Genomic DNA, 20,603 nt, shown 5'->3' with positions numbered 1-20,603 from the left:
GCAAGTGGCGAAACTATTGAAAATATAGCTGCAGGCGCTTTCCACACAAGTGCTGCATGTTGATTTGATGGATTTTTTGGCCTTTTGGTACCGCTACAATAGCGCCCTCCTGGGTTCCCTCGCCCCCATCAAAAAAGGATTCGCATGACTTCGCTTTGCGCGCCGCCGCAGCCCGTGGCGCGGCGCCTTCCCCTGTACCTCTCCCTCCTGGTGGCGCTGCACATCGCCATCGTCATCGCCAGCAACTATCTGGTGCAGCTGCCGATGCAGCTCTTCGGCTTTCACAGCACCTGGGGCGCGTTCAGCTTTCCCTTCATCTTTCTCGCGACTGATCTCACGGTGCGTCTCATAGGCAAGCACAGCGCGCGGCGGGTGATCGGCCGGGCCATGCTGCCCGCGCTGCTCGCCTCCTACGTGGTGGGCGTGCTGTTTCGCGAAGGCGGCTTCAATGGCCTGGCGGCGCTGGGCGAATTCAATACCTTCGTCTTTCGCATCGCGTTCGCCAGCTTTGCCGCCTACGTGCTGGGGCAGCTGCTGGACATCCAGGTGTTCGACCGCATCCGCCAGCGCCATGCCGCTTGGTGGCTGGCGCCGGCCGCCTCGGCCGTGGTGGGGCAGTGGTTCGATACCGCGGCCTTCTTTTCGATCGCCTTCTGGCACAGCAGCGATGCCTTCATGGCCGCGCACTGGGTGGAGATCGCCTGGGTGGACTACGCCATCAAGCTGGGTGTGAGCCTGGCGGTCTTCGTGCCGGCCTATGGCGTGGTGCTGGCCGCCGTCATGCGCTGGCTGCGGCCGGCGCAGTCCATGGCCGTGGCGCCGTAACGCCGTGACGCCCGATACGCGCCGCGCGCTGGTGCTGTTTTCCGGCGGGCAGGATTCCGCCACCTGCCTGGCCTGGGCGCTCTCGCGCCATGCCGTGGTGGAGACCATCGGCTTTGACTATGGCCAGCGCCACCGCGTCGAACTCGATTGCCGCCAGCAGCTGCGCGCCGGCATGGCCGCTCTGCCCTGGCCGGGTGCGCTGGGCCAGGACCATCTGTTGCAGGTGGACGTGCTGCGCCAGCTGGGCGGCAGCGCGATGACGGACGCAGTGGCCATCGCGCTGCAGCAGGATGGCCTGCCCAACACCTTCGTGCCGGGGCGCAATCTGCTGTTCTTCACGCTGGCGGCGGCGCTGGCCTACCGGCGCGATCTGACGGTGCTGGTGGGCGGCATGAGCGAGACCGATTATTCCGGCTACCCCGACTGCCGCGACAACACGCTCAAGGCGCTGCAGGTGGCGCTGAGCCTGGGCGTGGAGCGCCCGCTGGTGGTCGAAACGCCGCTGATGTGGCTGGGCAAGGCCGCCACCTGGGCGCTGGCGCAGCAGCTCGGCGGCGATGCGCTGGTGGAGCTGATCCGCCGCGAATCGCACACCTGCTACCTGGGCGAACGCGACGTGCTGCACGACTGGGGTTATGGCTGCGGCCAGTGCCCGGCGTGCGAACTGCGGGCGCGGGGTTGGGTGCAATGGCAGCAGCAGCGCAGCCAGTGAGGCAGTAACCGGCTGCGGGCGTTTACGTCAGCTCCAGCCGATCGAGCAGCGCGCCCAGGCGCTGCCGTGCCTCGCCCTCCAGCGATTGAATCGGCCGCGGCAGGCAGGGGGCCGGGACCAGCCCCGCCAACTCCGCCGCCGTGGCGATGGCGCGCAGGCTGCCGTATTGCCCGAACAGCGCCCACAGCGGCGCCAGTTGGCCGGACAGCCGCTGCGCCTCTGGCGCGTTCCCCGCCCGCGCGGCCCGCGTGATGGCCAGGGGGATGCGCGGGAACGTACCGGCGAGCGCCGAGTACCAGGCCTCGCACCCCGCGATCAAACCTGTGGCGCCCGAGGCGTCGCCGCTGATGCCTATCGTCACCTGCGCCGGGATCAGCGCGCGCAGCCGCTGCACGCGGGCGCGGGCCGCCTCGGGGTCCGCGGGAACCGGGGGAATCTTGATCGACGCCACCCGGGGCAGCCGCGCGATGCGGGCGTGCAGCGCGTCGCTGAATTCGAAATGCGTGGTGCCCGGGTTGTCGTACACGCACAGCGGCACCGACAGCTCGCGGGTGACGTCTTCGTAGAGACCAAAGACTTCGCCATCGGACAGTTTCTGATAGGAGACGGGCGCCAGCAGCACGCCTTGCGCGCCCGCCTGCTGCGCGTCCTGTGCCAGCGCCAGCACCTCGCGCGTGCGCAGCGCGCCTATGCCGACGATCACAGGCACGCCGCCCGCGTGGCGCACGGCCAGCCGCGCGATGCGCGCGCGCTCGGCGCGGTCGAGGTAGGCGTAGCTTCCGGTGGAGCCCAGCGCGGCGATGGAATCGACACCGGCCGTCGCCAGGCGCTCGATCAGCCGGGCGAAGGCCGTCTCGTCGATGGCGGTTTCGCTCAAAGGGGTCAGGGGAAAGGCGCTCAGACCGGAAAACATGTTGGCATCCTTGCAGGAACCCCATCATCATGGCGCAAAAAAACGCCAGCGAATAGGCTGGCGTTTTTGATAGCTGCCAGCGCTTGATGGGCAAGCGCTGCAGGCCGATTTAACGCTTATTTCTTGGCGCCGCCGTCTTCCAGCTGCGCCAGCGCCGCATTGCCGCCCAGCGAGAGCAGCCCGGCGCGGGCGTACACGCCCAGCTTGTCCCGCGTATCCGAAATATCCAGGTTGCGCATGGTGAGCTGCCCGATGCGGTCCAGCGGGCTGAAGGGCGCGTCCTCCACCTTCTCCATCGACAGCCGCTCGGGCGCGTAGGTCAGGTTGGGGCTTTCGGTGTTGAGGATGGAGTAGTCGTTGCCGCGGCGCAGCTCCAGCGCCACGCTGCCGCTGACGGCGCGGGCCACCCAGCGCTGGGCGGTTTCGCGCAGCATGATGGACTGCGGGTCGAACCAGCGGCCCTGGTACAGCAGACGGCCGAGTTTCAGGCCATTGAGGCGGTATTGCTCTATCGTGTCCTCGTTGTGGATGCCGCTCACCAGGCGCTCGTAGGCGATGTGCAGCAGCGCCATGCCGGGAGCCTCGTAGATGCCGCGGCTTTTGGCTTCGATGATGCGGTTCTCGATCTGGTCGCACATGCCCAGGCCGTGGCGCCCGCCGATGCGGTTGGCTTCCAGGAACAGCTCCACCGGGTCGTCGATCTCGTGGCCGTTCAGGGCCACCGGGCGGCCTTCGTCAAACGTCACGGTGACTTCCTCGGCCTTCACGGCGACGTCGTCCTTCCAGAAGGCGACGCCCATGATGGGGTTCACGATGCGGATGCCGCTGTTCAGAAACTCCAGATCCTTGGCCTCGTGCGTCGCGCCCAGCATGTTGGAGTCGGTGCTGTAGGCCTTCTCGGCGCTCATCTTGTAGCCAAAGCCTTCCTTGGTCATGAAAGCCGACATTTCGGCGCGCCCGCCGAGTTCGTCGATGAACAGCTGATCGAGCCAGGGCTTGTAGATCTTGAGCGAGGGGTTGGTGAGCAGACCGTAGCGGTAGAAGCGCTCGATGTCGTTGCCCTTGAAGGTCGAGCCGTCGCCCCAGATGTTGACATCGTCCTCCTTCATCGCCGCCACCAGCATGGTGCCGGTCACCGCGCGGCCCAGCGGCGTGGTGTTGAAGTAGGTGGCGCCGCCGGTACGCACGTGAAACGCGCCGCACTGGATGGCGGCGATGCCCTCCTGCGCCAGCTGCGTGCGGCAATCGACCAGGCGCGCCTTTTCGGCGCCGTATTCCATGGCCTTGCGCGGGATGGCGTCGTAGTCGTCCTCGTCGGGCTGGCCCAGGTTGGCGGTGTAGGCGTAGGGCAGGGCGCCCTTGTTCTTCATCCAGCGCAGCGCGGCGCTGGTGTCGAGGCCGCCCGAAAAGGCGATGCCGACCTTCTGGCCGACGGGGAGCGATTGCAGGATGGTTGCCATGGCAGCGTGCTGCGATGCGGCTTCGTGCCGCATCGCCATTGTTGGGGGAAAGCTGCCGATTTTAGGGGCGCTGGCTTGCCCGGGCTTTCAGCGCCAGTGGCGGCGATAGCCGTGGTCCCAGCCGCCGCCGCGGTTGTATTCGATGGTGGCGCCGTAGGACGGCGACACGTAGACCGGCGAGGTGTAGACCGGCGTCTCCGTCACCACCACCCCGGGCTGCACGGAATCGTAACCGTAGCCGTAGCCCTGGGGATAGCTGGAAGGCGGTGCCGCGGGCGCGACGGCGGGCTGCACCGTCACGGGAATCCACTGGCCCGGGTCCTGCTGCGTGCGCGTGGTGTATTGGCGTCCGCCGTATTCATACACCACGTCATAGCCGAGGAACTGGTTGTCGTAGCGCGTCTGCGTGGTGCAGCGCTGCACGTTCTGGTAGCCGGGGCTGTTGCCGCCTTCCACCTGGTTGCCCAGGAGGGCGCCGCCAAAGACGCCCGCGGCGGTAGCCACGGCGCGCCCGGAACCGCCGCCGATCGTGTTGCCCAGCAAGCCGCCAGCGACGGCGCCGAGCACGGCGCCCGCGCCGCTGGGCTGGCGCCCGCCGCTGTAGACGGTCTCGTTGTTGCAGACCTGCTGCGGTACCGCCACCTGCTGCGACACGGGCGTGACCGAGAGCACGCGGCCCATTTCGCGGCCCTGGGGCGGCGTCTGTGCCTGCACCTGCAGGGAAAGCGCGGCGGCAGTGGCAAGGAGTGCGAGTGTGGCGATTTTGTTCATGGTGAAACTCCTTTCGGATCGACCCATAGCCCTTGTTTGGACTCTGGTTCAGAGTGTAGGTTGCATGCGTGAAGCCGTTCAGTGCGCCGAGTAAAGCTGCGTAAAACCTCAGCCCAGCCGTTGCTGCCAGTCCAGCGGGTCAAAGCCCACCGTGGTCGCATCGCCCCAATCCACCACCGGACGCTTGATCACGGAAGGCTGCGCCAGCATCAGCGCGCTGGCGCTCGCGGCATCCGCCACGGCGGCCTGCCGCTGTGGCGCCAGCGTGCGCCAGGTGGTGCCCCGGCGGTTGACAAGCGTCTCCCAGCCTACGGCGGCGATCCAGGACTGCAGCTGCTCCACCGGCACGCCGCTCTTCTTGAAATCATGGAATTGATAGCTGACACCGCAGCCTTCAAGCCAGCTGCGTGCCTTTTTGACCGTGCTGCAGTTGGGGATGCCGTAGAGCGTGATGGTTTTGCGGGTACTCATGGATTCCATCATGCACGAGGGGCCGTGCAGCGACAATCGATGCCTGACATGAACGCATTACCTCACACCCTGGATGACTGGCTGCATTACTGCGAGCACCTGCATCCGCACACGATCGAGATGGGCCTGGAACGCGTGGCGCGGGTGGCCAAGCGCCTGAAGCTGCACTTTGACTGCCCGGTGATCACCGTGGCGGGTACCAACGGCAAGGGCTCCACCTGCGCGATGGCCGAGGCGGTGGCGCTGCAGGCGGGTTACCGCCCCGGCGTCTATACCTCGCCGCACCTGGTGCACTTCGAAGAGCGCTGCCGCATTGGCGGCGAGACCGTCAAGCCCGACGAATTGATAGCGCACTTCGCAGCAGTGGAGGGCGCCAGGGTCGAAAACGGCGATGAAATCCAGCTGACCTACTTTGAATTCAGCACGCTCGCCATCCTGCGCCTCATCAGCCAGGCCAAGGTGGACGTGGCGATCCTGGAGGTGGGCATGGGCGGGCGGCTGGACGCGGTCAACGTGATCGACGCCGATTGCGCGGTCATCACCATGATCGACGTGGACCATGCCGAATTTCTCGGGCCGGACCGCGAGGCCATAGGCCGTGAGAAGGCCGGCATCATGCGTGCCGGCCGTCCGGTGGTGGTCTGCGACCCGGTGCCGCCGCAAAGCGTGATCGACCATGCGAAGGCGATCGGCGCCGAGCTGTGGCTGTTCGGCACCGATTTCAATTATTCCGGCGACAAGCTGCAGTGGTCCTGGGCCGGACGCGGGCGGCGCTACGCCGGCATGGCCTACCCGGCGCTGCGCGGCGCCAACCAGCTTTTCAATGCCTCGGGCGCGCTGGCGGCGCTGGAGGCGATCCGCGAAAAACTGCCGATCTCCGCGCAGGCGGTGCGCGCGGGCCTGGCGCTGGTGGAACTGCCGGGGCGCTTCGAGGTGGTGCCGGGCCAGCCGGTGGTGGTGCTGGACGTGGGCCACAACCCGCATGCGGTGGCGACGCTGGCCGCCAGCATGGGCACCATGGGGCATTTCCGGCTCACGCATGCGGTGTTCGGCGCGATGGCGGACAAGGACATCACCGGCATTTTCGAAAAAATCGGCCCGCTGGTCGATCGCTGGTATTTCACCGATCTGCCCACGCCGCGTGCCGAGACGGCGGTGCATCTGCAGCAGCGCTGGGAGCAGTTTCACGCGCAGCAGGAGGCCGTGCATGCGGCGCCCGCGGCGCAGCAGGAAGAGGCGCCGCGCGTCGATCTGGCCGAGGCCGCGCGGGCGCAGGACGACAAGCCCCATCTGTCGGTCACGCGCTCGCGCCGCGGCAGCAGCGGCGAGGGCGGCGGCGGGCGACGCATCGTGAAAAGCGAGGTGTTCCCCGATCCGCAATCGGCCCTCGATGCCGCCGTCAAGGCCTGCAGGCTGACTGATAGAATCGTCGTCTTCGGATCGTTCTACACGGTCGGCGGCATCCTCAAGAATGGCGTGCCGCACATGCACGGCAAGCACTTCGATTCCTAGCCCGCTCAGCCACCGGTTTCATGGCATTTTTCAAATTCCCCTGGTTCAGTCAGCCCCAAGCGCCAGACAAGGGCAATTCCAGGCGGGGCCGCGCGGCACAGGCAGAGAGCATGGAAGAACTGCGCCGCCGCGCGCGCCAGCGCCTGATCGGCGCGGTGGTGCTGGTGCTCATCGGCGTGATCGTGTTTCCCATGGTGTTCGATACCCAGCCGCGCACGGTGCCGGTCAAGGTCTCGATCGACATTCCCGACCGCCACACCGCCGGCCCGCTGGTGATAGGCGCTGCCCCCGCCACGGCGGCCGATGCCGCCAAGACGGCGGTTGGCGCCGGCCTGGCGGACGGGGAAGAGCAGGTGCCGGCCAGTCCGGCCAAGCCTGCTGCGGCGGCGGCCACCACGGCACCGCCACAGGCTGCGCCGATCGAAGGCGCCGAGGCGAAGGCGCCCGCGAAGCCCGAACCCAGGGCTGAAGCCAGGCCGGAGCCCAAACCCGAACCGAAAGCCGAATCCAAGCATGCCGTGGCGCCAGCGCCCGCCCCGGTTCCGGCCCCCGCCGCAAGCGCCACCGCGGATGCCGCGCGGGCGCGTGCCTTGCTGGAGGGCAAAAGCGGGGCTGCTGGTGCGGCTGCGGCTGCTGCGCCCGCTGCCAATGCGCAGGCGGATCGCTTCATCGTGCAGGTCGGCGCCTACGCGGACCAGGCCAAGGTGCGCGAGGTGCGTGCCAGGCTGGAGCGCGCGGGTCTCAAGACCTATGCGCAGGACATCCAGGGCAAGGAAGGGATGCGCACCACGCGCGTGCGCCTGGGCCCGTTCGCCAACCGTGCCGAAGCAGCCAGGGTGCTCGATCGCATCAAGGGCCTGGGGCTGGACGGCGCCATCCTGACGCTGTAGCCCTCCATGGCGCTGCTTGACTGGGGCTTGCTGGCGGTGCTTGCGCTATCGATGCTGCTGGGCGCCTGGCGCGGGCTGGTGTTTGAAGTGCTGTCGCTGGCGGGCTGGGTACTGGCCTTTGTCGTGGCGCGCTGGTTCGCGGGCGGTGTGGGCGCCCTGCTTCCGTGGGGCGAGGCGCAGGCGCCCTGGCGCCCGGTGCTGGCCTTCGTTGTGCTGTTCATCGCCGTAGTGTTTGCCTGTGGCCTGCTGGCGGCGCTGGCGAAGAAGTTGATCACCGCCGCCGGGCTGCGGCCGGCGGACCGGGCCCTGGGTGCGGTTTTTGGCGCGCTGCGCGGCGCCTTGCTGCTGCTGGTGGCGGTCTGGGCGGCGGGCTTCACGCCCCTGCCGGCCGAGCCGTGGTGGCAGGCTTCGCGCCTGGCACCGCTGCTGCAGCAGGTGCTGAAAGGTCTGGGGCCGGTGCTGCCGCAGCAGTGGGCCGTTGCAGCGCCTGTCTGAACCGGCCTGCGTTTAAGGAGCGAGAGCATGTGCGGAATCGTCGGAGTCGTGGGCCAGGGCGGCGTCAATCAGCTGATTTACGACGCCTTGCTGCTGCTGCAGCACCGCGGGCAGGATGCCACCGGCATCGTCACCGAGCAGGAGCGCAAGTTCTTCATGCACAAGGCCAAGGGCATGGTGCGCGACGTGTTTCGCACGCGCAACATGCGTGCGCTGCCGGGCGCGCGCGGCCTGGGCCAGGTGCGCTATCCAACGGCGGGCAGCGCTGCCAGTGAAGAGGAGGCGCAGCCGTTTTACGTCAACGCGCCATTCGGCATCGTGCTGGCGCACAACGGCAATCTGACGAATGCGCACGCGCTGCGGCGCGAGCTGTTCGAGAACGACCATCGCCACACCAACACCGGCAGCGATACCGAGGTGCTGCTCAACGTGCTGGCGCACGAACTGGCGCGGGCGACCCGGGGCGCGCGGCTGCGGAGCGAAGAGGTTTTTGCCGCCGTGCGCGCGGTGCACCAGAGGGTGCGGGGGTCGTATGCCGTGGTGGCGCTGATTGCGGGTTTCGGCCTGCTGGCGTTTCGCGATCCGTACGGCATCCGCCCGCTGTGCCTGGGACGCGGCGACGACGGCACCGTCATGGTGGCCAGTGAATCGGTGGCGCTGGAAGGCACCTCGCTGCACCTCGTGCGCGACATCGCGCCCGGCGAGGCGGTGCTGGTGCGCGCGGGCGGCGAGGTGGAATCCGCCCAGTGCGCCGACCACGCCCAGCTGCATCCCTGCATCTTCGAGTATGTTTACCTGGCGCGGCCGGATTCGGTGATGGACGGCATCTCGGTCTACCAGGCGCGGCTGAACATGGGCGAGACGCTGGCCAAGCGCGTGATCTCCACCGTGCCGCCGAGCGAGATCGACTCCATCATCCCGGTGCCGGAATCCAGCCGCCCCAGCGCGATGCAGCTGGCGCAAAAACTGGGCCTTCCCTACCGCGAGGGCTTCGTGAAAAACCGCTACGTAGGGCGCACCTTCATCATGCCGGGACAGTCCGCGCGCAAGAAATCGGTGCGCCAGAAGCTCAACGCGATCGGCAGCGAATTCAAGGGCAAGCGCGTGCTGCTGGTGGACGATTCCATCGTGCGCGGCACGACTTCCAGGGAAATCGTGCAGATGGCGCGCGACGCCGGCGCGACCAAGGTGTATCTCGCCTCGGCCGCGCCGCCGGTGCGCTTTCCCAACGTCTACGGCATCGACATGCCGACGAGCGAAGAGCTGATTGCCAACGGCCGCACGGTCGAGGAAATCCGCGCCTGGATCGGCTGCGATGCGCTGATCTACCAGGACGTGGAGGCCATGAAGCGCGCGATCAGCGCCGTCAACCCGAAGGTGACCGGTTTCGAGGCCTCGTGCTTCGATGGCCGCTACGTCACCGGAGTGACCGAGGCCGATCTGGCCGCCATGCGTGCCGGGCGCGGCAGCGCCGAAGAGCGCGAAGACGCGCCGGCTTCGCGGCTGTCCCTGCCCAACGCGGAAACGGCATGAAAAAGTGAGCTTGCAGCGCTTGCCAGCACTGTGTTTCAAGTATGAATGTATCTCAAATCCTTTCCGAACAAGCGCAAACAGCTATCGTTTTGAAGAAACCATGACCCAGGAAAAATCCGGACTTCCCGAGGGATTGCATCCCGAAACCTACGCGGTGCGCCAGGCGTCGGCGCGCAGCAGCTACGGCGAGCACAGCGAAGCGCTGTACCTGACCAGCAGCTTCGTGCAGCACGATTGCGAGACCGCCGCCAGCCACTTCGCCCACCCGCACGAGGGCTACACCTATACCCGCACCGGCAACCCGACGGTCGCGAGCTTTGAACAGCGCCTCGCGCGCATGGAGGGCACGCAGTGCGCGGCGGCGACCTCCACCGGCATGGCCGCCATCCTGCTCGTGGCGCTCACCACGCTCAAGGCGGGCGACCATGTCGTGGCGTCGCAGTCGATGTTCGGCTCCACCATGAAGCTGCTGGGCACCGAGATGGCGCGCTTTGGCGTGGAAACCAGTTTCGTGTCGCAGACCGATGTCGCCGCCTGGCAGGCGGCCGTCAAGCCCAGCACCCGCCTGCTGTTTGCCGAGACGCCCACCAACCCGCTCACCGATCTCTGCGACATCCACGCACTGGCCGACGTGGCGCACAACGCCGGTGCGCTGCTGGCGGTGGACAACAGCTTCGCTTCGCCCATACTGCAGCGGCCGGTGGAATTTGGCGCCGACCTCATCGTGCATTCCGGCACCAAGCTCATCGACGGCCAAGGCCGGGTGATGGCGGGCGCCGTCTGCGGCAGCGAGACACTCGTCGGCGGCGTGATGTCCACCTTTTTGCGCAGCGGCGGGCTCAGTCTTTCGCCCTTCAACGCCTGGGTCGTGCTCAAGGGTTTGGAGACGCTGGCGCTGCGCGTCAAGGCGGAAAGCGCCGCGGCGCTCGAACTCGCCGGCTGGCTGGAGCAGCATCCCAAGGTCACCTGCGTGCATTACCCGGGCCTGGCCAGCCATCCGCAGCACGCACTGGCCATGCGCCAGCAAAGCGGCATGGGCGGCACGGTGCTGGCGTTCGATGTGGCGGGCAGTACGCCCGAACAGCTGCGCGCCAATGCCTTTCATGTGATCGACAGCACGCGCGTGTGCTCGGTCACCGCCAATCTCGGCGATGTGAAGACCACCATCACCCATCCCGCGAGCACCTCGCACGGGCGCCTTTCCGAAGAACAGCGCCAGGCGGCGGGCGTCAAGCAGGGCCTGATCCGCATTTCGGTGGGCCTGGAGCATCTCGACGACCTCAAGGCCGACCTGCTGCGTGGATTGGACGCATTGGCATGACAGACAACAAAGTACGCACCCGCTTCGCCCCGTCGCCCACCGGTTTCATTCATCTGGGCAACATCCGCTCGGCGCTCTACCCCTGGGCCTTCGCCCGCGCCACGGGCGGGGACTTCATCCTGCGCATCGAGGACACCGACCTGGAGCGCTCCACGCAGGAAGCCGTGGACGTGATCCTCGAAGGCATGCAGTGGCTTGAGCTCGACATCGACGAAGGGCCGTACTACCAGATGCAGCGCATGGACCGCTACCGCGCGGTGCTGGAGCAGCTCAAGGCCAGCGGCCATGTCTACCCTTGCTACATGAGCCAACAGGAGCTGGACGCGCTGCGCGAGCGCCAGACGGCGGCGAAGGAGAAACCGCGCTACGACGGCACCTGGCGCCCCGAGCCCGGCAAGGTGCTGCCGCCCATCCCGGCAGGCGTGCAGCCCGTGCTGCGCTTCAAGACGCCGCAAACCGGCAGCGTGGGCTGGGACGACAAATGCAAGGGCCACATCGAATTCCAGAACAGCGAGCTCGACGATCTGGTGATCGCCCGCCCCGACGGCACGCCCACCTACAACTTCTGCGTCTGCGTGGACGACATGGACATGCGCATCACCCACGTGATCCGCGGCGACGACCATGTGAACAACACGCCGCGCCAGATCCACATCTACGAGGCGCTGGGCGTTGCGCCGCCGGTCTTTGCTCACCTGCCCACGGTGCTGAATGAAGACGGCGAAAAAATGAGCAAGCGCCGCGGCGCCAAGCCCGTCACCTGGTACCGCGACGCGGGCTTTCTGCCCGACGCCATGGTCAACTACCTCGCGCGCCTGGGCTGGAGCCACGGCGACGATGAAATCTTCAGCCGCGCGCAGTTCCTGCAATGGTTCAATCTCGACCACCTGGGCAAGAGCGCGGGGCAATTTGACGAAACCAAGCTGCGCTGGGTGAACGCCCAGCACCTGAAGGCCTTGGCAGACGAAGAACTGGCGCAGCAGCTGCGCCCCTTCATCGTGCAGACCGGCGTTGCCGCCGCCGCCCTGGACGCCGACGACCGCCTGCCGCGCATCTGCGGCCTGTTCAAGGACCGCTGCGACACCCTGGTCGATCTGGCCCATTGGGCGCGGCTGTTCTACGTCGAAACGATCGAACGCAATGCCGACGATGCCGCCCAGCACCTGACCGAAGCCGCGCAGGCGCCGCTGGCCGCATTCGCGCAGGCCGTCGCCAAGGTCGAGTGGACGCGCGAGGCCATCAACGCCGCGCTCAAGGCGGTTTTGAAGGAACAGGGCATCAAGATGCCGCAACTGGCGATGCCGGTGCGCGTACTTACCATGGGCGTGGCGCACACGCCGTCGGTGGACGCCGTGCTGGAATTGCTCGGCCGCGAAAAAATCCTCGCACGGCTTCTGAGACACTGAAAATTCACGCTACAATGCGCGTCTTTCCTGATAGCAGCCAGATCGCAATGCAGATCAAGGCATATCGGAAAGAAAGAACAAAAGTTCTAGAAATTTGACCCTATCGTCTAGAGGCCTAGGACATCACCCTTTCACGGTGAGTACCGGGGTTCGAATCCCCGTAGGGTCGCCAAGTTGTACGGCACTTGGCTGCTTTGTTTATCAAAGCAGTAAAAGCTGTGCTGGAGTGGTAGTTCAGTTGGTTAGAATACCGGCCTGTCACGCCGGGGGTCGCGGGTTCGAGTCCCGTCCACTCCGCCAATATTTGGGGGTATAGCTCAGCTGGGAGAGCGCTTGCATGGCATGCAAGAGGTCAGCGGTTCGATCCCGCTTACCTCCACCAAATAGGGGTTTCAGAACCCGTCAAAAAGCCTCAAACCCCGTTCCTGTCATAGGGAACGGGGTTTTTCTTTGCTTCACGTACTGTTGGAATGCACCAGGACATACCGCCAATTTGTCGGTATTTCTGACGGTATGCCCCAGAGCCGGTATTTCAGATACCGTCAAAACAAGGGCAGGGCATGAGCAGACTGACAGACACCTGCAGCGTGTTCTGCCCGATCCAGAATGAAAACGCCCAACCGAGAGGGGTTGGGCGTTGAATAGTGGTGGAGAGGAGGAGGATCGAACTCCCGACCTCCGCATTGCGAACGCGGCGCTCTCCCAGCTGAGCTACCCCCCCACGAAGAGGTGCAATTCTAGCGCAATTCAGGCCCTGCTGATCCGTGTTTCGAGGGGCATTGCCTGCCGCTGTCCAGACCTTGGATTCCAGGTTTGCGTTGGCGCCATCGTTTCGTGGTCCGTGCTCGGGCAGTACTTTTTGCCTCCATGACTTTCTGCTTTGTCCGATAGGCCTCAAGGCTGTCGCCCCACCGCCACAATAGCACCATGTCCAAGGTGCATTCCGAAGAACTGCTCGCGCAGGTGGCGGCACTGCCCCCGCTGCCTGGGGTGTATCGCTACTTTGATGCGCAAGAGCAGTTGCTGTACGTCGGCAAGGCGAGCAACCTCAAGCGCCGCGTCGGCAGCTACTTCACCAAGCAGCACGGGGGCACCCGCATCGGCCACATGGTGGGCAAGATCGCGCGGCTTGAGACCACGGTGGTGCGCTCCGAGGCCGAGGCGCTGCTGCTGGAAAACAACCTCATCAAGACCCAGCACCCCAAGTACAACATCCTTTTCCGGGACGACAAGAGCTATCCGTACCTGAAGATCAGCGGTATCGCAGCCAAGGATGGCACGACGGATGATCCGTCGCAGCGCTTCCCGCGCGTTTCGTACTACCGCGGCGGCATCGACAAGAAGAACCGCTACTTCGGTCCCTATCCGAACGCCTGGGCGGTGAAGCAGACGATAGAGCTGCTGCAGAAGGTGTTTCGGCTGCGCACCTGCGAGGATACGGTGTACGCGCACCGCACGCGCCCCTGTCTGCTCTACCAGATCAAGCGCTGTACCGCGCCCTGTGTGAACTACGTCTCGCCCGAGGATTACGCCGAGGATGTGCGCGGTGCCGAAGCACTGTTGCGCGGCGAGACGGACGAGCTGCTCAAGAAGCTGGAGGCGCGCATGCTCGCGCATTCCGACAGGCTCGAATTCGAGCAGGCGGCGGCGGTGCGCAACCAGATCACCGCGCTCGCGCGCGTGCTGCACCAGCAGGCGGTGGAAACCCTGGGCGACAAGGACGTGGACATTCTTGCCGTGCGTGTCGAGGGCGGGCGCGCCTGCGTCAATCTGGCCATGGTGCGCGGTGGCCGCCATCTGGGTGATCGGGCCTACTTTCCTTCGCAGGTGGAAGAAGCCTCTGCCGTCTACAGCGCCGAAGAGGCCGAGGCGACCTCCGGCGCGGATCGGCCGGTCGCCGTGCAGGTGTTGGAAGCCTTCATCGCGCAGCATTATCTGGAGGTGGCCGTGCCGCCCGTGCTGGTGGTCAGCGAGCCCATCGATCCGGTGCTGGTCGAGGCGCTGAGCGAGCAGGCTTGCAGTCGCGTCTCGGCGGTGCACCAGCCGCGCGAGCAGCGGCGTGCGTGGCTGGAAATGGCGCAGGCCAACGCGAAAATTCAGCTTGCGCGCTTGCTGGCGGAGGAGGGCTCGCAGCAGGCGCGCACGCACGCGCTGGCCGAGGCGCTGGCGCTGGACGTGGAAAACCTCGACGAACTGACGGCGGAATGCTTCGATATTTCGCACACCGCGGGTGAGCAGACGCAGGCCTCGTGCGTGGTGTTCCAGCACCACAAGATGCAGCACAGCGCCTACCGGCGCTACAAAATTGAGGGCATCACGCCGGGCGATGATTACGCCGCCATGCGCCAGGTGCTGCAGCGCCGCTACCAGCCCGTGGCCCAGGCGCAGCAGGAGGCGGGTGGCGCCGAGGTGACGCGCCGCGAGCTGCGCCTGCCCGATCTGGTGCTGATCGATGGCGGGCGCGGCCAGGTGGCGATGGCGCGCGAGGTCTTCGAGCAGCTGGGCCTGGATGTCTCGCGCATCGTGGGCGTGGAAAAGGGCGAGGGCCGCAAGGTGGGGCTGGAGGAACTGGTGTTTGCCGATGGGCGCGAGAAGGTGTATCTGGGGCACGATTCGGCGGCGCTGATGCTGGTGGCGCAGATACGCGACGAGGCGCACCGTTTTGCCATCACCGGCATGCGGGCGGCGCGGGCGCGCGTGCGCACCGGCGGCAGCCGGCTGGAAGACATTCCGGGGATAGGCCCGCGCCGCAGGGCGCGGCTGCTGCAGCGCTTTGGCGGCGTGAAAGGTGTGCAGGATGCGAGCGTGCAGGATCTGATGACGGTCGAAGGCGTCTCGCACCAGCTGGCCGAGGCGATTTACCGCGCGCTACGCTGAGGCGAACCGGATGGTCAGCAAATGGCGCACAGGCTCTGGAATATCCGCTGCTCGTGTGGCGTCAAGGTCTGATGGCAGGGCGCCATCAGACGACGGATCAGGCCGTTGATTTCGCGGTCGGAAAAGGGCATGGGTGGTCTCCCGTGGCTATCCTGGTGACGAGGCAACGATACATCGCCCCATCGTTTGCTAAACCGGAAAAAGCAGGTGTGGGGCGGCGGATTTTGCCAGCGCAAGGGCTCAAGGCGCAAGCCTGGCCCGCTCCCACTGTCCTTGGTGCCATTGGTAGCGCAGCCGGTCATGCAGGCGGCTTTTGCGTCCCTGCCAGAACTCCCATCGCTGCGGAACGAGGCGGATTCCGCCCCAGTGCGGAGGGCGCGGCGGCTGCAGCAGGAATTGCGCGCCGTAGCGTGCCGCGTTGGCCACCAGCACGCCGCGGCTGGCAATGACCTGGCTTTGCGGGCTGGCCCAGGCGCCTATGCGTGAATCCAGCGGACGGCTTTGGTAGTAGGCGTCACTCTCCGCATCGCTCACTTTGTGTACCTGGCCTTCGATGCGTACCACGCGCTCCAGCTCTATCCAATGAAACTGCAGCGCGGCAAACGGGTTGCCCGCCAGTTCACGGCCCTTGCGGCTTTCGTAGTTGGTGAAAAAGACGATGCCGCGCGCGTCGTAGCCCTTGAGCAGCACGATGCGGGTGCTGGGACGCAGGTCGCTGCCGACGGTCGCCAGGGTCATGGCGTTGGGCTCGGGCACCTGCGCGGCCAGGGCTTCCTTCAGCCATTGGTCGAATTGCGCCAGGGGGTCGGCCAGCGAGGTTTCTTCGCTCAATTCGGCGCGTTCGTAGCTCTTGCGCAGGCCTGCGATGGATTTTGACAGCGGGGAAGTGCTCATGGGTCGATTTTGCCCGCTTGCGCTGCGTGCACGATGCGCGCCAGGGCGTGGTCGCGGATGCCCAGCCGCTGCAATTCCTGCAGCGTGGATTCGGCATAGTCGCGCGTGCTGCCATAGATGCCTTGCGCCTGGGCGAAGATGCGCCGGTATTCGCTGTCAGCCAGTGTCCCCGTGAAGTGCGGACTGCGCCGGGACAGCGTGAACCCCAGCGCCCGCACGCTGCCCTGCGGCGTGCGGCACAGCAGCCAGCGCGGGTCATAGACCGGCATCGGCATCTCACGCTGCCACAGCGCCGGAAAGACGGCCGGCACCAGGGCCGCCGGCACCCGAAAAACCATGCCCTGGCAGCTGCCGCCGGAGAGCAGCGCGAACACCAGCCCGGGGCGCTGGGCGGTGCCGCGGTTGACGTGGCTCCACATCTGCAGCGCCCGGTGCCAGCCATGGACCGTGGCGCGCCGTTGCTCGCTGTAGGGCAGATCGGGGCGCCAGATGAGCGAGCCATAGCCGAAGATCCAGAGGTCGCCGTTTTGCGACCGCCATTCCTGCATCGTGCGTGCAAGCAGTTCGTCAGGCGCGTGTCTCTTGTCCATGGGCGGATATTGTTGCGCGCGGCGTGGTCAAAGCCGGACGCCATCGAGATGCGCCGCACTAAAATGCAGGCCATTGCCAAGGCCATCTGCGTTTGCCGCAGGTGGTCTCTTGTTTTGGACCCTTTTTTTGCATTGCCATGGCTACCTTTCCTATCACCAAGCGAGGCGCGGAAAAGCTCAAGACCGAATTGCAGCGGCTCAAGACCAAGGAGCGCCCCGCCGTCATCGCCGCGATTGCCGAGGCGCGCGCGCAGGGCGATCTGAGCGAAAACGCCGAATACGACGCTGCCAAGGACCATCAGGGCTTCATCGAGGGGCGCATCGCCGAGATCGAAGGCAAGCTCTCCGCCGCGCAGATCATCGACCCGGCCACCCTGGACGCGGAAGGGCGCGTGGTGTTTGGCGCTACGGTGGATCTGGAAGACGCGGACACGGGCGATGCCGTGACCTACCAGATCGTGGGCGAGGACGAAGCAGACCTCAAGCACGGCCTGATCAACATCGGCAGCCCGATCGCGCGTGCGCTGATCGGCAAGGAAGTGGGCGATACCGCCGACGTGCAGGCACCGGGCGGCGTGCGCTCCTGGGAAGTGATGGCCGTGCGCTACCTCTGAAGCCAGCCATGCGCGCACGCCTGCCGATCTTTCTCGCCGCCTTGTGGTGGAGCAGTCTTTCCGTCATCGGCTTCGTGGCGGTGCCGCTGGTGTTCATGCGCATTCCGCAGCGCATGCTGGCGGGCTATATGGCGGCAGGTCTGTTCGAGGCGCAAACCTATATTTCAATAGCGTGTTGCGCGCTGCTGCTGGTGATTTCCAGGCAAAAACATTCGCAAACCATTGAGCAATGGGCGCAAAGCGCTCTGGTTTTCGTGATTCTGGGCATGCTGCTGGCCTTTGTCCTGCAGTTTGGCGTGGCGCCGCGCGTGATTGCCTACCATGGGGTCAAGCTGTGGCACAACCTGGCCACGGCCTTGTACCTCGGGCAGTGGCTGTGCGCGGCGGCGGTGCTCTGGCAGGTGACCAAACCACAGAGGGCTTGACCGATGCCGTCTCCGATCGTTGAACTGGACCTGGACGACTGGGGCGCCACACCCGAGGCCAGGCCCGAATGGACGGCCGCCGTCGAAGCGGGCAAGGTGCTGTGGTTTCCGCGCCTGGCGTTTGCGGTGCGCCCCGACGAGCGGGCCTTGCTGCGCGAGAACATGCTCGCGCCCAAGTCGCGCAACGTCAGCCTGAGCGCCGATGGTGTGCTCAAGGGGGCGGGCGGCGACGGCGCGGAGCAGGCCAGTCTGGCCGCGATGGTGGGGCGTTTTCGTGCGCAGGCACTGGCGCTGGTGGATGCGCTGTTTCCCGCATACCGCGGCGCGTTGACGGCGGCACCCACCAGCTTTCGGCCGCGCCGCGTCGAGACGCGCCGGCAATCGGTGCGCGCCGACGACCGGCGCATGCATGTCGATGCCTTTCCCTCGCGCCCCAACTACGGCGAGCGCATTCTGCGGGTGTTTGCCAACATCAACCCCGAGGGCGCGCCGCGTGTCTGGCGCGTGGGCGGAGATTTCGAATCGGTGGCGCGCCACTTCCTGCCCGGGGCCAAACCGTACCGCGCCTGGCAGGCCAGGGCGCTGCAGGCCCTGCATGTCACCAAGTCCCTGCGCAGCGAGTACGACCACCTGATGCTGCAACTGCACGACCGCATGAAATACGACGAACGGTGGCAGCAGCAGGGTGAGCAATGGCGGGTGCCCTTTGCGGCCGGGAGCTGCTGGGTCTGCTATTCCGACCAGGCCGTGCATGCGGTGATGGAGGGGCAGTACATGATGGAGCAGACCTTGTACCTGCCGCCCGGCCGCGAGGCCAATCCGGCCGCCAGCCCGCTGCAGATTCTCACGCGGCTGGTGGGGCGCCCGCTGGCCGGAGTGGGTGCGGGGGTGGCGCGTTGATGGTGCACCCATGACGGAATGACCCGGCCGCAGGCGCGGTCATTTCGTCATCAGGACGTCACCCCTTCCAAGCCTCGGCCACCCACCGCGCGGGGCGGATGTGGCGCAAGCGCTTGTTGCGCTGTCCGGCCAGCGCGTCAGGTGGGTTGACCTCGCCATGGAAGATCACGATGCGTGCGCCTTCGGGCATCAGCGGCTCGCGCCAGTAGTTGGTGGGCCATGCGGGGATGCAGTCGTACTTGAAGCTCGCGCACCAGCCCTGCGGCCAGTAGGCGAGCTTGCCCTGGCGGTGCAGAAAATGCGAGAGGAAATGCTGCTCGTTGCGGTGGTTGCGCAGCACCTCCTGCAGGTGCGATCGAAAATACGCCAGCACATCGGCGTGCGCACCCAGCGTGAAGCGGTAGACGGATGAATTGCCCACGATGCGCGGGCCGAAGCGCCAGAAGCGCGGGTAGTCGTGGATGATGAGAAAGTCGCCGGGCTGGGTAAAGAACCCGTCCAGCGCGCCGACGATCACGACGTCCAGGTCCAGGAACAGCGCGGTGCCGGTCAGGCCGTGCAAATCCGCCTCGAAGGTGGTGAGTTTTTTCCAGGCGCCATCGCGCTGGCCGGGCTGCAGCTGCAGATTCAGCGGCGGGATCGGCAGGCATTGCACTTCGCCGCGGATGCCGGCGGGATCGTCCGTGAGGCAGACAAGGCTGAAATCGCCGCTCAGGTGGCGGCGCACCATGGCGTACAGCCTGTTGACGTATTCGGGGCCGTACTTGGTGCCCCATTTCATGCACAGGACGTGCCGCTGGACGTCCGGCATCAATCGCTCTGGCGCTTCTTGATGGATGTCTGCCGGGGCTTGGCGCGCTTGATCTGCCCGCCTGCCGTCAGGCGCTGGTTGCCCAGCACCTTGAGCTGCTTGATCTCGGGGCGCTGGCCCGGGCGGCCGAACTTGAGCACTTTGACCTCTTTCGGGCCGGGCTTGCGGTCTTCGTCGATGGCCTTGTGCTTCTCCGGCATCGGGCGCCAGAGCACCAGCAGCTTGCCGATGTGCTGCACGGGCGCCGCTGCGAGTTCTTCGGCCGCGCGCAGGTACATCGCCTCGCGTTCGCTGCGTTCATCGTTGAAGACCCGTACCTTGATCAGGCCGTGGGCATTGAGCGCCGCATCGATCTCCTTGAGCACCGCGGGCGTGAGCCCGTCCGTGCCGATATGCACGACCGGGTCGAGGTGGTGGGCGTCGGCGCGGCGGGCGCGCCGCTCGGCAGCGGTCAGTATGAGTGGGGCCATGGCCGTATTATCCCAGTGCCATGAAGATCCAGACCAAGAGCAAGAAAGTCAACAAGGCGTGGATGCACCAGCAGGCCAACGACCCTTGGGTGAGACTCGCCCACAAGGAGGGCTACCGCGCGCGCGCAGCCTACAAGCTCAAGGAAATCGACGAGCGGCTGCATCTTTTGCGGCCGGGACAGGTGATCGTCGATCTGGGCAGCACCCCGGGCGCCTGGAGCCAGTACGCACGCCGCAGGCTGGCGCCACAGGGCGCGGCCGCCGGTGCGCTGGACGGCACGCTGGTGGCGCTCGATCTGCTGGAAATGGAGCCCATCGAAGGCGTGACCTTTCTGCAGGGGGATTTCCGCGAGGATGAGGTCCTGGCGCGGTTGCGCGAGGCGGTCGCGGGTCGCCCCGTCGACGTGGTGATTTCCGACATGGCGCCTAATCTCTCGGGTGTGGCGGCGGTGGATGGCGCGCGGATATCCCATCTGGTCGAGCTCGCCGTCGAGTTCGCGGCGCACCACCTGCACCACGACGGTGCGCTGGTGGCCAAGGTGTTTCACGGCAGCGGCTACGCGCAGCTGGTGGAGCTGTTTCGCCAGCACTTCCGGGCGGTGAAGGTGATCAAGCCCAAGGCCTCGCGCGATCAGTCGGCCGAAACCTATCTCGTGGGGCTGGGCTTGCGCTGAGCCTTGAATGGGCGTGTCGCCCACAGGGGAACGGGCGTG

At 66.2% G+C, this 20,603-nt stretch carries 21 protein-coding genes and 4 tRNA genes; 16 read left to right on the top strand and 9 right to left on the bottom strand.

The window, feature by feature from the left end; translation table 11 throughout:
* The first annotated feature begins 144 nt into the window (after positions 1-144).
* A complete protein-coding gene (locus K320_RS0104730; RefSeq protein WP_024537704.1) occupies positions 145-825 on the top strand; it encodes a 7-cyano-7-deazaguanine/7-aminomethyl-7-deazaguanine transporter in 681 nt (226 codons plus the stop codon).
* Between the two features lie 4 nt (positions 826-829).
* The gene (gene queC / locus K320_RS0104725; RefSeq protein ID WP_024537703.1) at positions 830-1,537 is read left to right on the top strand and encodes a 7-cyano-7-deazaguanine synthase QueC; all 708 of its coding nucleotides are present in this window, start codon (positions 830-832) and stop codon (positions 1,535-1,537) included.
* A gap of 22 nt (positions 1,538-1,559) precedes the next feature.
* Here the strand turns inward: queC and K320_RS0104720 are convergent, their stop codons facing one another.
* From K320_RS0104720 to K320_RS0104705, 4 genes are all read right to left on the bottom strand, one after another.
* Positions 1,560-2,450, bottom strand: coding sequence for a dihydrodipicolinate synthase family protein (locus tag K320_RS0104720; protein WP_024537702.1), 891 nt, complete (start codon positions 2,448-2,450; stop codon positions 1,560-1,562).
* A 116-nt stretch (positions 2,451-2,566) separates the two neighbouring features.
* Positions 2,567-3,910: an argininosuccinate synthase gene (argG, locus tag K320_RS0104715; RefSeq protein WP_024537701.1), complete on the bottom strand. Its 1,344-nt coding sequence runs from the start codon at positions 3,908-3,910 to the stop codon at positions 2,567-2,569.
* Positions 3,911-3,997: 87 nt separating this feature from the next.
* On the bottom strand, positions 3,998-4,681 hold the full coding sequence (locus K320_RS0104710; RefSeq protein WP_024537700.1) for a glycine zipper 2TM domain-containing protein: 684 nt from the start codon (positions 4,679-4,681) through the stop codon (positions 3,998-4,000).
* Positions 4,682-4,789: 108 nt separating this feature from the next.
* Entirely contained in the window at positions 4,790-5,152 is a 363-nt protein-coding gene (locus K320_RS0104705; protein ID WP_034342754.1) for an ArsC family reductase, read from the bottom strand.
* 48 nt (positions 5,153-5,200) lie between these two features.
* On the opposite strand from K320_RS0104705, the gene folC reads away from it, so the two are divergent.
* The 9 genes from folC (at position 5,201) to K320_RS0104660 (ending at position 12,691) form a co-directional block, all read left to right on the top strand.
* On the top strand, positions 5,201-6,664 hold the full coding sequence (gene folC, locus K320_RS0104700) for a bifunctional tetrahydrofolate synthase/dihydrofolate synthase (protein WP_024537698.1): 1,464 nt from the start codon (positions 5,201-5,203) through the stop codon (positions 6,662-6,664).
* A 110-nt stretch (positions 6,665-6,774) separates the two neighbouring features.
* Complete coding sequence (locus K320_RS0104695; protein ID WP_342667225.1) at positions 6,775-7,554, top strand: SPOR domain-containing protein; 780 nt, start codon at positions 6,775-6,777, stop codon at positions 7,552-7,554.
* A gap of 6 nt (positions 7,555-7,560) precedes the next feature.
* Positions 7,561-8,049, top strand: coding sequence for a CvpA family protein (locus K320_RS0104690; protein ID WP_024537696.1), 489 nt, complete (start codon positions 7,561-7,563; stop codon positions 8,047-8,049).
* A gap of 27 nt (positions 8,050-8,076) precedes the next feature.
* On the top strand, positions 8,077-9,582 hold the full coding sequence (purF, locus tag K320_RS0104685; protein ID WP_024537695.1) for an amidophosphoribosyltransferase: 1,506 nt from the start codon (positions 8,077-8,079) through the stop codon (positions 9,580-9,582).
* A 100-nt stretch (positions 9,583-9,682) separates the two neighbouring features.
* Complete coding sequence (locus tag K320_RS0104680; RefSeq protein WP_024537694.1) at positions 9,683-10,903, top strand: O-succinylhomoserine sulfhydrylase; 1,221 nt, start codon at positions 9,683-9,685, stop codon at positions 10,901-10,903.
* Complete coding sequence (gene gltX, locus K320_RS0104675) at positions 10,900-12,309, top strand: glutamate--tRNA ligase (protein ID WP_024537693.1); 1,410 nt, start codon at positions 10,900-10,902, stop codon at positions 12,307-12,309. The genes K320_RS0104680 and gltX overlap by 4 nt, the downstream gene beginning before the upstream one ends.
* Positions 12,310-12,405: 96 nt before the next feature.
* Positions 12,406-12,481 (top strand) — tRNA-Glu (locus K320_RS0104670).
* Between the two features lie 51 nt (positions 12,482-12,532).
* Positions 12,533-12,609, top strand: a tRNA-Asp gene (locus tag K320_RS0104665).
* A 6-nt stretch (positions 12,610-12,615) separates the two neighbouring features.
* Positions 12,616-12,691, top strand: a tRNA-Ala gene (locus K320_RS0104660).
* Positions 12,692-12,954: 263 nt separating this feature from the next.
* Here the strand turns inward: K320_RS0104660 and K320_RS0104655 are convergent.
* Positions 12,955-13,030 (bottom strand) — tRNA-Ala (locus K320_RS0104655).
* A 206-nt stretch (positions 13,031-13,236) separates the two neighbouring features.
* On the opposite strand from K320_RS0104655, the gene uvrC reads away from it, so the two are divergent.
* The gene (gene uvrC, locus K320_RS0104650) at positions 13,237-15,186 is read left to right on the top strand and encodes an excinuclease ABC subunit UvrC (protein WP_024537692.1); all 1,950 of its coding nucleotides are present in this window, start codon (positions 13,237-13,239) and stop codon (positions 15,184-15,186) included.
* 240 nt (positions 15,187-15,426) lie between these two features.
* Here uvrC and pdxH read toward each other — a convergent pair whose 3' ends face one another.
* Both pdxH and K320_RS0104640 read right to left on the bottom strand, forming a co-directional pair.
* Positions 15,427-16,080 (bottom strand): pyridoxamine 5'-phosphate oxidase, encoded by a 654-nt coding sequence (pdxH, locus tag K320_RS0104645; RefSeq protein ID WP_024537691.1) that lies wholly within the window; start codon positions 16,078-16,080, stop codon positions 15,427-15,429.
* Complete coding sequence (locus K320_RS0104640) at positions 16,077-16,670, bottom strand: gamma-glutamylcyclotransferase (protein WP_029695812.1); 594 nt, start codon at positions 16,668-16,670, stop codon at positions 16,077-16,079. The genes pdxH and K320_RS0104640 overlap by 4 nt, the downstream gene beginning before the upstream one ends.
* 137 nt (positions 16,671-16,807) lie before the next feature.
* Between K320_RS0104640 and greA the strand changes: the two genes are divergently transcribed.
* From greA to K320_RS0104625, 3 genes are read left to right on the top strand one after another with little or no spacing between them, the layout of a single operon-like run.
* Positions 16,808-17,284: a transcription elongation factor GreA gene (gene greA / locus K320_RS0104635; RefSeq protein WP_024537689.1), complete on the top strand. Its 477-nt coding sequence runs from the start codon at positions 16,808-16,810 to the stop codon at positions 17,282-17,284.
* An 8-nt stretch (positions 17,285-17,292) separates the two neighbouring features.
* Positions 17,293-17,709, top strand: a complete 417-nt coding sequence (locus K320_RS0104630) for a DUF4149 domain-containing protein (RefSeq protein ID WP_024537688.1) — start codon at positions 17,293-17,295, stop codon at positions 17,707-17,709.
* Between the two features lie 3 nt (positions 17,710-17,712).
* Positions 17,713-18,609 carry a Kdo hydroxylase family protein gene (locus K320_RS0104625; protein ID WP_024537687.1) on the top strand — a complete coding sequence of 299 codons (897 nt, stop codon included), beginning with the start codon at positions 17,713-17,715 and terminating at the stop codon, positions 18,607-18,609.
* A gap of 58 nt (positions 18,610-18,667) precedes the next feature.
* On the opposite strand, the gene K320_RS0104620 is transcribed toward K320_RS0104625, so the two are convergent.
* Both K320_RS0104620 and K320_RS0104615 read right to left on the bottom strand, forming a co-directional pair.
* The gene (locus K320_RS0104620; RefSeq protein WP_051384851.1) at positions 18,668-19,390 is read right to left on the bottom strand and encodes a hypothetical protein; all 723 of its coding nucleotides are present in this window, start codon (positions 19,388-19,390) and stop codon (positions 18,668-18,670) included.
* A gap of 29 nt (positions 19,391-19,419) precedes the next feature.
* The gene (locus tag K320_RS0104615; protein WP_024537685.1) at positions 19,420-19,890 is read right to left on the bottom strand and encodes a YhbY family RNA-binding protein; all 471 of its coding nucleotides are present in this window, start codon (positions 19,888-19,890) and stop codon (positions 19,420-19,422) included.
* A gap of 20 nt (positions 19,891-19,910) precedes the next feature.
* Here K320_RS0104615 and K320_RS0104610 point away from each other — a divergent pair, with 20 nt between their 5' ends.
* Positions 19,911-20,564 carry an RlmE family RNA methyltransferase gene (locus K320_RS0104610; RefSeq protein WP_024537684.1) on the top strand — a complete coding sequence of 218 codons (654 nt, stop codon included), beginning with the start codon at positions 19,911-19,913 and terminating at the stop codon, positions 20,562-20,564.
* Positions 20,565-20,603: the final 39 nt, after the last annotated feature.

Origin of the sequence: Comamonas badia DSM 17552, assembly GCF_000484635.1 — a bacterium.
Classification (GTDB): Bacteria; Pseudomonadota; Gammaproteobacteria; order Burkholderiales; family Burkholderiaceae_C; genus Comamonas_C; species Comamonas_C badia.
Note: the sequence above shows the minus strand (reverse complement) of the source record. Positions and strands in the feature narration are given on the sequence as shown.